Below are 13,030 nucleotides of genomic sequence, written 5' to 3' on the forward strand. Positions count from 1 at the left end.
GTAAGACGCGCGCCGCGCGGGGTCGGTGACGCCGGCTAGTGGCTGTCGCGGTGGCGGGTCACCGCTGCGGCGACAGCGCCGCCCGCCGCGCCGAGGGCGAGGGCAGTCGGTACACCGATCTTGGCGGCCTTGCGCCCGGTGCGGAAGTCGCGGATCTCCCAGCCCCGGTTCTTGGCCACCTCGCGCAGATCGGAATCCGGGTTGATCGCCACCGCGGTGCCGGCCAGCGAGAGCATCGGCACGTCGTTGTGGCTGTCGGAGTAGGCGGTGCACCGCTTGAGGTTCAGGCCCTCGCGAATCGCCAGCGTGCGCACCGCATGCGCCTTGCCGAGGCCGTGCAGGATGTCGCCGACCAGGCGCCCGGTGAACTTCCCGTCCACGCTTTCGGCGACCGTGCCCAGCGCGCCGGTGAGCCCGAGCCGCTTCGCGATCACCTGCGCCAGTTCGACGGGCGTCGCGGTCACCAGCCACACCTGCTGACCCGCGTCCAGATGCATCTGCGCGAGCGCGCGGGTGCCGGGCCAGATCTTGTCGGCGATGATCTCGTCATAGATCTCCTCGCCGAGTGCGGCCAGTTCGGCGGTCGGACGCCCGGCGATGAACGCCAACGCCTTCTCCTTGCCGCTGACCATGTCGGTGCTGCTTTCCTTGCCGGTGACCCGGAACTTCACCTGTTTCCAGGCGACGTCCACCAGGTCGGAGGTCTTGAAATACTTGCGCGCGGCGAGACCGCGGGCGAAATGCACGATGGACGCGCCCTGCACCATGGTGTTGTCGACATCGAAGAACGCCGCCGCGGTCAGATCGCGCGGCACCTCGGGGCCGACCATCTCCGCCTCGCCGGCGGCCAGTTCAGCGTCGTGCAGTGTCAGTGCGGCGTCCGCGCTCGCCTCCCCGGCCAGGTTCGCGCGCAATTCCTCTTCGCTCGGGCCGAAGGGGCTACGCGAGATACGGGCGAGCTGATCTTGCAGACCCTGGCCCACCTGACTCAGATTCCACCGTGCCGGAAACTCACCGAACCGTCCCGCGATGAATCCGGCTTTTGCCACTCTCGATCGTTCCGGCACCAGTACCTCCGCCTGTCGCGCGAATCACGTCAACAGTAACCGGATCGCCCGACAGTCACGGCAGAAGGCAGCGTGCGACACAATCGCGAAGCGCGTAAGTCGCCTTCGGGGTGTGGCGGCGCCCGATTTAATACTCCTCATGACCAATCCCACACATTCGGTGACGTTGCTGACCAGAGTGGGCTGCGGCCTGTGCGTGCTTGCACTGGAACAGCTGCGTGTGATCTGCGCCGAATTCGACATCGAACCGCGCACGGTGGACGTCGACGAAGCTGCCGCAACCGACCCTGGCCTGCGTGCGGAGTACGGAGACCGGCTTCCTGTCGTACTGCTGGACGGCCGTGAGCACAGCTATTTCGATGTAGACGAGGCCCGATTGCGGGCGGACTTGAAGCACTGAGCGGCGCCGTTTGCGGCCTGTCCCGGCCGTTGTGCTGGTCGCGGCGGAAAATGAGGTCAATTTCACCGACTTTGTGCAGGGCTTCACAAGCAGTTACGGTGGTGGCACGCGACCCGCATGCCGAGGCTGCGGAGCCGCCCTGAAATCCGAAAATTCGACCGTGGCACCGGACCGTCCTGGGCCAGAGGGTCGAGCGACGAACCGGCGCCCGATGGGCCGGAACGAGGAGCCGACGACGTGACAGAGCAGCATGAGGCGCCAGGCGGCGTCTCCGGCAGGGCTCTGCAGAAGGACATCCCGCAGGCCACCGTCGCGCGGCTGGCCACCTATCTTCGGGTCCTCACCTTATTGGCCGACGACGGTGTGGCCATCGTATCGAGTGAGGAACTGGCTGTCGCGGCGGGTGTCAATTCGGCCAAGTTGCGCAAGGATCTGTCGTTCCTCGGGCCCAACGGCGTGCGTGGTGTCGGCTATGACGTGGCCAAGCTGCGGTCGAGGATCGAGGACGTGCTCGGCCTGTCGCAGGGCCACCGTGTGGTGCTCGTCGGCGCAGGGAACCTGGGGCGTGCCCTGGTCGGCTACCGCGGGTTCCAGCGGCGCGGGTTCACCGTGGTCGGCATGTTCGACAACCACCCCGACGTGGTCGGCATGTCGGTGGCGGGTCTGGTGGTGCGCGATGTCGCCGCGCTGGCCGAGGCCGTCGCCGCGCTGGAACCAACCATCGCGGTCATCACGGTCCCCGACGACGCGGCTCAGGACGTGTGCGACCGGCTGGTGGCCTCCGGGTTGCAGTCGATTCTGAGCTTCGCCCCCTGCGAGCTGGTCGCGCCGGCAACGGTCGAGGTCCGCCGGGTGGATCTGGCCGTCGAAATGCAGATGCTGTCGTTCGAACGGGTGCGCAATGCCGAGCCCGCCCCGTTCCCCGAGGTCGCGCATGCCGGGTCCGGACGCATCGCGCATCGCCTCCCGACGCCGCATTCGGCGGCCACACACCCGGGGCTCAAGCATTCGACAGCCCCGCATACGGCAACCTCGCATACGGCAACGGAGCCAAGCAGCAAGGGATCGGTGGTCACACCATGAGTGAGCGCAGCGAGCGAATCAACCAGCACAGAATGCCGCCGCGCAGAGCCCTGCCGGGCGGGAGCGAGGCGCAGGAAATGAGCGAGCGAATCATGTCACAGCGCGCATCGTCGATGCCTGAGCCGGGCGTCAGCGAGGCGCAGGCATGAGCGTTCTGCTCGTCGGCATCTCGCATCGCAGCGCGCCGGTGGCGGTGCTGGAGAAGGTGGCGATCACCGATACGGACCGGCCGAAGCTCATCGACCGCATGCTCGCCTCCAGCCACATCTCCGAGGCGATGATCGTCTCCACGTGCAACCGCGTCGAGGTCTACGCGGTGGTCGATGCCTTCCACGGCGGTCTCGCCGACGTCGGCGACCTGCTGACCAAGCACTCCGGACTGCCGCTGCCCGATCTGACCAAGCATGCCTACGTCCGCTACGCCGAGGCTGCCGCCGAGCATTTGTTCGCGGTGGCCAGCGGCCTGGACTCGATGGTGGTCGGCGAGCAGCAGGTGCTCAGCCAGATCCGCGGCGCCTACGCCTCTGCCGACGCCCAGCAGGCGGTCGGGCGGACCCTGCACGAGCTGTCCCAGCACGCGCTGCGGGTCGGCAAGCGGGTGCACTCCGAGACCGGGATCGACCGCGCGGGCGCGTCGGTGGTGTCGGTGGCGCTGGATCGCGCGCAGCACGTGCTCGGCCCGCTGGCCGGACGGACCGCCGTTGTCGTCGGCGCCGGCGCGATGGGCGGCCTCGCGGTGGCGCATCTTTCGCGCGCCGGGATCGGCCGGATCATCGTGGTGAACCGCACCATCGAGCGGGCACGCAGGCTCACCGAGACCGCGGCCACGCACGGCGTCGAGGCCGACGCGCGGGAGCTGTCCCGGCTCACCGAGGCGATGGCCGCGGCCGACGTGGTAATCACCTGTACCGGCGCGGTCGGCGCGGTCGTGACATTGGCCGACACCCACCGTGCGCTCACCGAGCGGGAGCGCGGCGACGAATTCGCGACGGTTGAGCGGCCTTTGGTGTTCTGCGATCTCGGCCTGCCCCGTGACGTCGAGCACGCCGTGGCAGGGCTGCCCGGTGTCACGGTCATCGACATCGAGACGTTGCAGCGCGATCCCGCGGCCGGCGCGGCCGCCGACGACACCGCGGCCGCACGCTCGATCGTCGCCGACGAGCTCGCCAAATACCTTGCCGGACAGCGGATGGCGGAGGTCACCCCGACCGTAGCCGCGTTGCGCCAGCGCGCCGCGGAGGTAGTCGAGGCCGAACTGCTCCGACTGGGTTCGCGGCTTCCCGGTCTCGCGGATCCGGAGCGCGACGAGGTCGCGCGCACCGTGCGCCGTGTGGTCGACAAGCTACTGCACGCGCCGACGGTGCGGGTCAAGCAACTGGCGTCCACGCCTGGCGGTGACAGTTATGCCGAGGCGCTGCGCGAACTGTTCGAACTGAAACCCGGTGCCGCGCAGGCGGTCGCCGCGCCGATGGAGATCACCGCGCTCCCCGGCGAGGGCGCCGACCTCACACTGGCCGACGGCGAGATCGCCCTGGCCGACGACTTCACCGCCGGGCATCGCGGAGAGGAACAGGGGCAGACGGCATGACCATGGTGCAGGAAGGCAACATGACCGCAGGCAGCACACGTGCGCCGTGGCGGATCGGCACCCGAGGAAGCCTGCTCGCTCTCACCCAGGCGGGCACGGTGCGCGACGCACTGATCGCCGCGGGGCAGCCGGCCGAGCTGGTCGTGATCAAGACCGCCGGTGACCTGTCGGCGGACCCGGTGCAGAAGATCGGCGTCGGCGTGTTCACCTCCGCGCTGCGGGACGAGCTTGCCGGCGGTGCCATCGATATAGCGGTGCACTCCTATAAGGATCTGCCGACCGCGCAGGATTCGCGCTTCACCATCGCCGCCATCCCGCCCCGCGAGGACCCGCGCGACGCCCTGGTGGCACGCGACGGACTGGTGCTCGGCGAGCTCCCGACGGGCGCCAAGGTCGGCACCTCCGCGCCGCGGCGCGCGGCGCAGCTGCGGGCACTCGGCCTCGGCCTGGAGGTCGTCCCGCTGCGTGGCAACCTGGACACCCGGCTACGGAAGGTCATCGAGGGCGAGTTGGACGCTGTCGTGGTGGCCAGGGCCGGACTGGCCCGCATCGATCGGCTGGACGCGGTCACCGAGGCACTCGAGCCGGTGCAGATGCTTTCCGCCCCTGCCCAGGGTGCCCTTGCGGTCGAATGCCGTAGCGACGACGACGCGCTCATCGAGATTCTCACCGGCCTGGACGACGCGACTACCCGCGCGTCGGTACTCGCCGAACGGGCGCTGCTCGCCGAGCTGGAGGCCGGTTGCACCGCGCCGATCGGCGCGCTCGCCGAGGTCGTCGAGTCGCTCGACGACGAAGGACGGATCGTGGACGAGCTTTCGCTGCGCGCGTGCGCGGCGGCCGTCGACGGGTCCGATGTATTGCGGGCGTCGGTGGTCGGCGCCCCTACGGAGGCGGCGGAGCTCGGCCGCGCGCTGGCCCGCGAGCTGCTCGACATGGGTGCGCGCGAGCTTCTCGCGACCGAACCGAACGACGGTTCCCGCGCACAGGCGGTGAGTTCGCCCGCCACAGACTTGCCCAATCCCAGCCCGATGGAGAACAGCCAATGAGCGAGCGTAGCGAGCGAATCATAGGCACGGCCGAGCATCGCTCGGTCATGACGGAGCCGAGCGTCAGTGAGGTGCAGGCATGAGTCGAGCCACCAAGAAGCACCCCGGTCGGATTCTCTTCGTCGGATCGGGTCCCGGTGACCCGGCGCTGCTCACCGTGCGGGCCCGTGAAGTGATCGGTCGGGCGACGCTGGCGTTCACCGACCCCGACGTCGACAAGGGCGTGCTCGCCCTGATCGGCACCGCGGTCCAGCCAGGTCCCGACGGCGAGCGTCCGGTGGACGTGCGGCCCGCGCTCGGCGAGCCCGCCGAAGTGGCCAAGACGCTGATCGCCGAGGCGCGCAGCGGGCATGACGTGGTCCGCGTGGTCGCGGGCGACCCACTGACCACCGATTCGGTGATCGCCGAGGTCAACGCCGTCACCCGTTCGCACATGGTGTTCGAGGTGCTGCCCGGCCTGCCCAACGGCTCGGCGGTTCCCAGCTACGCGGGCATCGCGCTCGGCTCTGGGCACACCGAGGCCGACGTGCGCGGCGAGGTCGACTGGGCCGCACTCGCGACCGCGCCCGGTCCGCTTGTGCTGCACGCGACTTCCGGGCACCTGGCCGAAACCGCGAGTGCACTGGTCGAGCACGGTATGGCGCCGCAGACCCCGGTCGCGGTGACGGTGCGGGGCACCACCCGCCAGCAGCGCACCATCGAGGCCACCTTGGCCACGTTGAACAGCGCGGCCTCCGAGCTGGTCGGTCCGCTGGTGGTGACCATCGGCAAGGTTGTCGCTCAGCGTTCGAAGATGTCGTGGTGGGAGTCGCGTGCACTGTACGGCTGGACCGTGCTGGTGCCGCGTACCAAGGATCAGGCCGCCGAGATGAGCGAGCGGTTGGTCACGCACGGCGCCATCCCGATGGAGGTGCCGACGATCGCGGTCGAGCCTCCGCGCAGCCCGGCGCAGATGGAACGCGCGGTCAAGGGCTTGGTCGACGGGCGCTACCAGTGGGTGGTGTTCACCTCCACCAACGCGGTGCGCGCGGTGTGGGAGAAGTTCGCCGAGTTCGGTCTGGACGCACGGGCATTCTCCGGTGTGAAGATCGCCTGCGTCGGCGAGGCCACCGCGGACAAGGTGCGCTCGTTCGGCATCAACCCCGAGCTGGTGCCCAGCGGTGAGCAGTCCTCCGAGGGCCTGCTCGCCGACTTCCCGCCATACGACGATATTTTCGACCCGGTGAACCGGGTCCTGCTGCCGCGTGCGGATATCGCCACCGAGACGCTGGCCGAGGGGCTGCGCGATCGCGGCTGGGAGATCGACGACGTCACCGCCTACCGCACGGTGCGCGCATCGCCGCCGCCTGCGGAGACCCGCGAGATGATCAAGACCGGCGGCTTCGACGCGGTCCTGTTCACCTCCTCCTCCACGGTGCGCAACCTGGTCGGTATCGCGGGCAAGCCGCATGCCCGCACCATCGTGGCGTGTATCGGCCCCAAGACCGCCGAAACCGCCATCGAGTTCGGCCTGCGCGTCGACGTGCAGCCCGAGGTGGCTCAGGTCGGTCCCCTGGTCGAGGCGCTGGCCGAGCACGCCGCCCGGCTCCGCGCCGAAGGGCTTCTGCCGCCGCCACGCAAGAAGAGCCGCCGCAGCCGCTGATCCGCGGTCTCGGACGCATCGCCCCGCCGGTGGGCGGTGGAACGGTTCGGGTGCAGGTCGAATCCTGCGATCAGGCAGTGTGTTCGGGGCCGCATGCCTGGCCATGACGCGCGAAAAGAGCCGTCGACCGCATGTCGGCGGCTCTTTTCTCCGGAAGATGGCACGCGCCCGTTGAGCGGCGCCCATCGAATGTCAGTGCCGCCTGCGCATCAGGGTGCGAACCATGTTGCAGGTGGCTTCCGACGGCGGACGGATGCCGACCACCTCGGCGGTGTGCCGGATCCGCTTGTCGGTGGCGTAACTCGGGGCGTAGACGCCCGAGTCGAGCAGGGCGATCGCGAGTCGCATCGCCTTCAGACGCCGGTTGTGTATGACATACCACGCGCGGGGACGACCTGCGGGCAGCGGACGCTTCTCCAATGGGGTATAGGGGCGGTCGATGAGAACGGTTTTCGGCGTGCGCACTGGCATCCCTCCCGTGGGGATCGGGGCGGCGAGCCCCTCGAACATATCTTCGATTCTACCCTGTGGTACCGACAAACTTTGGGTCTCACAATGGTTTTCACGCACGACGACGCACGGCTCACAGGTCGTGCAGCAGCCGCAACGACTGGGGATGGCCGAGTGCGGCGGCGCGTTCGAGCCACTGCCTCGCCTCCTGTTGCGCGGGTGTGCGGCCGGTGGCGATCGCGGCGGCGGCGCGGAGCACCTCGGGATCGGCGAGGTCGCCCGCGAGGTAGGCGGTGTTTCGCTCGCGCAGGAACAGCGCGAGGTGAAACATCGAGTCCGGGTCGCCCGCGTCGGCGCCTTTGCGCAACCATCGTTCACCCGCGAGCTGATCACCCTGGTCGAGGTGGAGAGCGCCGAGCACCGCCATCGCATCGGTCCTTCCCCGGCGCGCGGCTTCGGTGAGCAGCTCGATCGCGCGGTCGAATTCGCCGCGGCGCGCCAGGTGCAGTCCGAGACTGCGCATAGCCGTGGGATTTCCGGCGCGCACGGCTCGCTCGTACCAGCCCTCGGCCTCGTCGTTACGCCCCCGGCGATTGGCAAGCACCCCCATGTTGCACAATGCTTCGGGCAGTCCGTGCTCGGCCGCGGGTCGCAACCACCGCTCGGCCTCCTTGAAATTCCCCCGCTCCAGATGCAGCAGGCCCAGTTGCTGGCCTGCCATCGGGTTGCCGCGCGCGGCGGCGGTCTCCAGCCAGTCGATCCCCTCGCCGATCCGCCCGTTGGTGCTCAACAGCGTGCCCAGCTTCGCCATGGCGCCCGCGCTGCCGCCTGTCGCGGCCCGGCGCAGCCAGAGTTCGGCGCCCGCCGCATCGCCCGCGTCCCACAGTGCCTCGGCTCGCCGCTCCATGGCGACGAGTTCGACATCGGTGGGCGGCTCGGTTGGTTCGGACATGTCATCCCCCTTGGTTTCGATGCCGTCGGGAACTCCCGCGTCCGGTCATCTCGGATGCCGAACGGTGTCCGGGTACCCGCGGTCGCGCGCGTAAGCGGTCAGCTGTGAGCGGTAGCTGTTCAGGCTGTTCAGCAGCCAGGTGTGCCCAGAGTCCTTGACGACCACGATCGGCCCTCGACTGCCCGGCGGAAGCGCCGGCGCCGCGCCGTCGGTATACCAGGACGTGGTGGACCAGGGAAAAATGAAGGCCCATCCCAGGTCGGCGACCCGCTCCGGCGGACCGAGTTGCAAAGGGTCCGCCGGGGTGGCGTACCGCCTGCCGTGCCGAGCGAGCAGGTGCCTCGCGCTGTTACGGGCCACCCGCACGTCCAGCGGACCGGTGCTGGTATTCGGGAACGGCAGGTTCGCCTCGGCCCTGGCCAGCAGTCGTCGGCCCGCCTCCGGCGCCACCTGGTACGGCCCGCTCTGCAGTCGGACCAAAACGGTGTGCGCGGTATCGGAGAACCGCAGTTGCACAACGGCGTCCTCAGTGTTGCCTACCAGGTGGCTGCCCCGGCTACGTGCCCATTCGTATTCGTCGGGGATCATGCCGAGCGTGCCGAAGGCGGTGTGCGCGGCGGGCATCATCCGAGGCTCGGCCAGTTGCCGAGCGACGAACTCGACCCGGAAGACCAGCGCCGTTCCATCGGCGGCCCGCCACGCCCGCAGTGTGGTGGCGGGCGGGGGCAGGCCGCCGGTCAGCACCGGCCACCAGTCCGACAGCAGCACCGCCGCCCACGACTCGAAGTCGGCGGCTCTGGCCAGCGAGATATCGATGTGCGGATCGGTCATCCTGTCCCCCATGGGGTCTCGCCCTCAGTCGGAGTATGCGCCTTCGGGTGCCGCCGCAGGTGTGATTTCACGCACCGTTCCAGGTACCCGAATGACCGTCTCCCCGGCGGCCGATGTCGGCGCCGCTGGATCCGGGTCGAGCCGCCTCGCGCGCGCCCGCACGGCAGGCAAAGGGTGCTCGCGACAGCCGATCCGACCGGGCGTATCGTGCGATTCATGACCGGAATGGACCGCCCGCGGCGGTTGCGCCGTACCCCTGCATTGCGTCGTCTCGTGGCCGAAACAACACTCGAACCACGGCAATTGGTGTTGCCGATGTTCGTGGCCGACGGCCTGGAGGAACCGCGGGCGATCGGCTCCATGCCGGGTGTCGTGCAGCATTCGCTGGATTCGCTGCGCAAAGCCGCCGTCGAGGCGGTCACGGCCGGCGTCGGCGGTCTCATGCTGTTCGGGGTGCCGCGCCCGGAGGACAAGGACGCCATCGGCAGCCAGGCCAGCGATCCGCACGGCATTCTCAACCGCGGTTTGCGCGCGCTCTCCGACGAGGTCGGTGATGCGACCGTGGTGATGGCCGACACCTGTCTGGACGAGTTCACCGACCACGGCCATTGCGGCGTGCTTGCCGCCGACGGCACCGTGGACAACGACGCGACGCTGCACCGCTACGTCGACATGGCCCTGGCCCAGGCCGACGCGGGCGCCGACCTGCTCGGCACCAGCGGCATGATGGACGGCCAGGTCGGCGCCATCCGGCGGGGACTGGACGCCGTCGGTCGCACCGACACCGGCGTCCTGGCCTACGCCGCGAAGTACGCCTCGGCCTTTTACGGCCCGTTCCGGGAGGCTGTCGCCTCGTCGCTGGAAGGCGACCGGCGTACCTACCAGCAGGACCCGGCCAATCGCCGCGAGTCGATCCGTGAGCTGGAGCTGGATCTGGCCGAGGGCGCGGACATCGTCATGGTGAAGCCGGCCATGTCATATCTGGACATCCTGCGGGACGTGGCTGATCGCTCGACGGTTCCGGTCGCCGCCTACCAGATCTCCGGCGAGTACGCGATGATCACGGCGGCCGCCGAGCGCGGCTGGATCGATCGCCGCGGCGCCGTCCTGGAGTCGCTGATGGGTATCCGTAGGGCGGGCGCGGACATTGTGCTCACCTACTGGGCGACCGAGGCCGCGCACTGGTTGTCGTGACGAACATGCCGGGACCGCCCGGTGCTCGACCCACCAGGGCCCCGATGCCGGTGGATGTCGGCACCGCGCGGCAATTGTGGTGGGGTGTGGTCGGATTCGGCGTCGTGCAGCTGATTGCGTCGATCACCGGCGCACTGTCCCAGCGCCACACCTTCGCCAAGGAGGTTTTCGACCAGGCCAGGGAGAAGGACCCACAGGTCACGATCGCCACCGCCGAGCTGATGGTGGCGATGGTGTACGTGGTTGTGCTGCTGATCGGGCTCGGCGTCGCCGCGCTGGCGCTGGTGATCGTGCATCAGTTCGCGCGCGGCAAGCTCTGGGCGCGGACTGTGCTGACGGCCCTCGGTGCGTGGGTCGTCGTGGTCGGTGTCGGTGCGCTGTTCGCGATCGACGCGGTGAACGGAACGGCCGCGCTGGTGGCTGGCGGCGCCTCGATCGTGCAGAGCGTGCTCGGCGTCGGCGCGATCTATCTCTCCCACCGTCCCGAATCCACCGCGTATTTCCAGATAGGCCAACGGTGAACCGCTGATGCAACAGGTTCTCAATTTGTCAAGGACTGGTCGGCATGTATCGTGAGGGTTGTCACAGTGGACACGGGAACCGGTAGTCGCCTGTCATACGTTTTCTTGTGCTTGTCTGCGGGATCGGGCGGCCAGCCCCGGAGAATCGGAGGCATCGATGCGAGTGGTGATCCATCAGCCGCACAGCATTCGGCGGGATCTAGCCGTCTTGACCTTGCTGATCCTGTTCGGTGTGCTCACGGTCGCCGTGCTGTTGCTGCCCGGTCTGACTCGCTGATTCCGCTTCCCGTCGTGTCGTTTCGCGCCGTCGTGGTGGGCTCGGCGTGACCGATACGACCGTCGTGTTCGCCGAACCGGGCGCCCATTGGCGTGCGGTGTCCTACGGGCCGATCCTGTGCCTGGCCATTCTTGTCCTGGAACTTGTCTCGGGTGGTTCCGTGCACTGGTTCGCGCTCGTCTTCTGTGCCGCCTTGATCGCGGGGTTTGTTGTGCTGCAAGTGATCGCGGGCAAACGGCACGTCGGTGTGGAACTCACCGGAACGACGCTGCGCGAGGGCACCGAATCGCTGCCGCTCGGCTCGATCGCCGAGGTCTTCCCCGAGCGCGACGAGGAGTCCTGGCGCGATGCGGGCGAGAGCGAATGGGAATCGGCCAGGGCGCTCGGCGAGTTGACCGGCGTGCCGCGCCGCCGCACCGGCATCGGCCTGCGGCTGGCCGACGGCACGCTGGTGCAGGCGTGGGCCAAGGATCACAAAGCGTTGCGAGCGGCGTTGACCGACGTCGTGGATCGGAGCGAGGACGGAGTGGACCATTGAGGCATTGGATCGTCGCGGTGATCGTCGAAGTGGTCCTGATCGTGCTCGCGCTGCTCGGGGCGGTGCTGAGCGGGCACAACGGTATTCGCACCACCGATTTCGTGCCGTCCGGCGACGCGCCGGGGTTCACCGCGACCCGTTATGCCGCGCCCTTGCTGCTGTCGGCCGCGGTGCTCGTCGCGGTGGCCGGGGTGCTTGTGGTCGACGCGACGGCCCGGCTCGTCCGTGGTGTCCGTGGACCCGCCGGTACGGGACGCTGACCGGCGGTTCTGCTCGCCATGGCTGTTTGGCCGCACCGATCCCGGGAACATCGAGTGCATGAAGCCAACAGTCCGACGAACGCTTCTCGGTGCGATGGTCGCGGGACTGATCGGTGCGGCCTCGGTGGTCCCGGCAGTCGCCGCACCTGCGGATTCCGCTCCGGCGCAACCGGTTCCGGTGACGCCAGCCTTCACGGCCACATTCCCGCCCGCGTCGCTGCTGCGCGGGCTGCCCGAACCCTTGTCCTGCCTGGTAACCACCGGATTCGCACTGTTCTGCATCGGCATCACCTAGACGAGACGTATCGCCGTCGAATCGCCTCGGGCCGCACGCCTGGGTTACCGTGCAGCTGCACCACGCGTGGTGGTCGGGTGCGGCAAGCTCGCCGACCGCGCGCTTTTCCAGGAATCTCCCTGCGGCCGTCAGCATTTCGGCCGCGGTTGGAACGCGTATCGATAAGGAATGTGTTTGATGAACCGGTTCGCTGTGAAGATCTGTGCTGCGTTTGCCGTGGCCGCCGCCCTCGGGATCGGGGCAGCGCCTGCGGGTGCGAGTCCGGGTCTGCCGCTGGAGGACGCGACCGCCGTCGACGCGCCGATCTTCGTGCCGGAATCGGGGTCCGCGGGCCCCTACAACTCGTTCATGTGCTTCCTGCACACCATCTCGGCGCAGGCGCCCTGCATGTACACCTGACGGACAGTCCTGGGCACCCGCGCTCAGCTCCAGTTCTGGTAAATGTCCAGTACGCGGCCGTTGCGGGTGCCCGGGGCATTCAGATAGAAGGTGACCGTCCCGTCCAGGTGACTGCTTGCCTCCGACACCACTTGGCGCAGTGAGGCGTGCACCCCGCCGTTTCCGTCACGGTAGATACCGGTGTCGTTCTTCAGGCCGGCACCGATCCGGTTGAGCGGGACGATCATGGTGACTACCGCGGGAATCGGCCCGTCGGCCAGCGCGATGGTCTCTTCGTGGTTCAGGTGTAGACCGATCCGCCCTTGGTCGACCTGCTCGATCGGTTCCGCGGCGGCGGCCGAGCCGGCGCCCAGCGCCGCGGTCGCGCCGACGGCCGCGGTGAAAGCGGTGAGCACAGTCGCGCTGACGATGGCAATCCGCATGCAGACCTTCCCAGCCGGTAGACGATGGTTCCCGACACTACGCATCGGCAATCGCGCAGCGA

16 protein-coding genes are annotated in these 13,030 nt (G+C 68.8%); 11 read left to right on the top strand and 5 right to left on the bottom strand.

Annotation, left to right across the window (positions count from 1 at the left end; all coding sequences use genetic code 11):
• Positions 1-35 precede the first annotated feature (35 nt).
• Positions 36-1,049: an HAD family hydrolase gene (locus tag AB4Z47_RS13950; RefSeq protein ID WP_441951053.1), complete on the bottom strand. Its 1,014-nt coding sequence runs from the start codon at positions 1,047-1,049 to the stop codon at positions 36-38.
• Positions 1,050-1,206: 157 nt separating this feature from the next.
• Between AB4Z47_RS13950 and AB4Z47_RS13955 the strand changes: the two genes are divergently transcribed.
• The 5 genes from AB4Z47_RS13955 (at position 1,207) to AB4Z47_RS13975 (ending at position 6,829) form a co-directional block, all read left to right on the top strand.
• Positions 1,207-1,467, top strand: coding sequence for a glutaredoxin family protein (locus tag AB4Z47_RS13955; protein ID WP_441950915.1), 261 nt, complete (start codon positions 1,207-1,209; stop codon positions 1,465-1,467).
• Positions 1,468-1,704: 237 nt separating this feature from the next.
• Positions 1,705-2,550: a redox-sensing transcriptional repressor Rex gene (locus AB4Z47_RS13960; protein ID WP_441950917.1), complete on the top strand. Its 846-nt coding sequence runs from the start codon at positions 1,705-1,707 to the stop codon at positions 2,548-2,550.
• Between the two features lie 145 nt (positions 2,551-2,695).
• The gene (locus AB4Z47_RS13965) at positions 2,696-4,138 is read left to right on the top strand and encodes a glutamyl-tRNA reductase (protein WP_441950919.1); all 1,443 of its coding nucleotides are present in this window, start codon (positions 2,696-2,698) and stop codon (positions 4,136-4,138) included.
• The gene (hemC, locus tag AB4Z47_RS13970) at positions 4,135-5,187 is read left to right on the top strand and encodes a hydroxymethylbilane synthase (RefSeq protein WP_441950921.1); all 1,053 of its coding nucleotides are present in this window, start codon (positions 4,135-4,137) and stop codon (positions 5,185-5,187) included. Before AB4Z47_RS13965 ends, hemC begins: the two co-directional genes overlap by 4 nt.
• Before the next feature lie 79 nt (positions 5,188-5,266).
• Complete coding sequence (locus AB4Z47_RS13975) at positions 5,267-6,829, top strand: uroporphyrinogen-III synthase (RefSeq protein ID WP_441950923.1); 1,563 nt, start codon at positions 5,267-5,269, stop codon at positions 6,827-6,829.
• 192 nt (positions 6,830-7,021) lie between these two features.
• On the opposite strand, the gene AB4Z47_RS13980 is transcribed toward AB4Z47_RS13975, so the two are convergent.
• The 3 genes from AB4Z47_RS13980 to AB4Z47_RS13990 all read right to left on the bottom strand — a co-directional run bounded on the left by AB4Z47_RS13980 (position 7,022) and on the right by AB4Z47_RS13990 (position 9,062).
• Positions 7,022-7,339 (bottom strand): hypothetical protein, encoded by a 318-nt coding sequence (locus AB4Z47_RS13980; RefSeq protein ID WP_441950925.1) that lies wholly within the window; start codon positions 7,337-7,339, stop codon positions 7,022-7,024.
• 73 nt (positions 7,340-7,412) lie between these two features.
• Positions 7,413-8,231, bottom strand: a complete 819-nt coding sequence (locus AB4Z47_RS13985; RefSeq protein WP_441950927.1) for a tetratricopeptide repeat protein — start codon at positions 8,229-8,231, stop codon at positions 7,413-7,415.
• A 45-nt stretch (positions 8,232-8,276) separates the two neighbouring features.
• Positions 8,277-9,062, bottom strand: a complete 786-nt coding sequence (locus AB4Z47_RS13990; protein ID WP_441950929.1) for a hypothetical protein — start codon at positions 9,060-9,062, stop codon at positions 8,277-8,279.
• A gap of 216 nt (positions 9,063-9,278) precedes the next feature.
• Between AB4Z47_RS13990 and hemB the strand changes: the two genes are divergently transcribed.
• The 6 genes from hemB to AB4Z47_RS14020 all read left to right on the top strand — a co-directional run bounded on the left by hemB (position 9,279) and on the right by AB4Z47_RS14020 (position 12,546).
• Positions 9,279-10,256, top strand: coding sequence for a porphobilinogen synthase (hemB, locus tag AB4Z47_RS13995; RefSeq protein WP_441950931.1), 978 nt, complete (start codon positions 9,279-9,281; stop codon positions 10,254-10,256).
• A 5-nt stretch (positions 10,257-10,261) separates the two neighbouring features.
• Entirely contained in the window at positions 10,262-10,777 is a 516-nt protein-coding gene (locus tag AB4Z47_RS14000) for a hypothetical protein (RefSeq protein ID WP_441950933.1), read from the top strand.
• A 323-nt stretch (positions 10,778-11,100) separates the two neighbouring features.
• On the top strand, positions 11,101-11,592 hold the full coding sequence (locus tag AB4Z47_RS14005; RefSeq protein WP_441950934.1) for a hypothetical protein: 492 nt from the start codon (positions 11,101-11,103) through the stop codon (positions 11,590-11,592).
• Positions 11,589-11,852, top strand: coding sequence for a hypothetical protein (locus AB4Z47_RS14010; RefSeq protein ID WP_441950936.1), 264 nt, complete (start codon positions 11,589-11,591; stop codon positions 11,850-11,852). Before AB4Z47_RS14005 ends, AB4Z47_RS14010 begins: the two co-directional genes overlap by 4 nt.
• Positions 11,853-11,910: 58 nt before the next feature.
• Positions 11,911-12,147, top strand: a complete 237-nt coding sequence (locus AB4Z47_RS14015) for a hypothetical protein (RefSeq protein ID WP_441950938.1) — start codon at positions 11,911-11,913, stop codon at positions 12,145-12,147.
• A 177-nt stretch (positions 12,148-12,324) separates the two neighbouring features.
• Positions 12,325-12,546, top strand: coding sequence for a hypothetical protein (locus AB4Z47_RS14020; RefSeq protein ID WP_406266841.1), 222 nt, complete (start codon positions 12,325-12,327; stop codon positions 12,544-12,546).
• A gap of 23 nt (positions 12,547-12,569) precedes the next feature.
• Here the strand turns inward: AB4Z47_RS14020 and AB4Z47_RS14025 are convergent, their stop codons facing one another.
• Positions 12,570-12,968, bottom strand: a complete 399-nt coding sequence (locus AB4Z47_RS14025) for a hypothetical protein (protein ID WP_441950940.1) — start codon at positions 12,966-12,968, stop codon at positions 12,570-12,572.
• Positions 12,969-13,030: the final 62 nt, after the last annotated feature.

The sequence above is a fragment of the Nocardia sp. 2TAF39 genome (genome assembly GCF_052114905.1).
In the GTDB taxonomy this organism is placed as follows: domain Bacteria; phylum Actinomycetota; class Actinomycetes; order Mycobacteriales; family Mycobacteriaceae; genus Nocardia.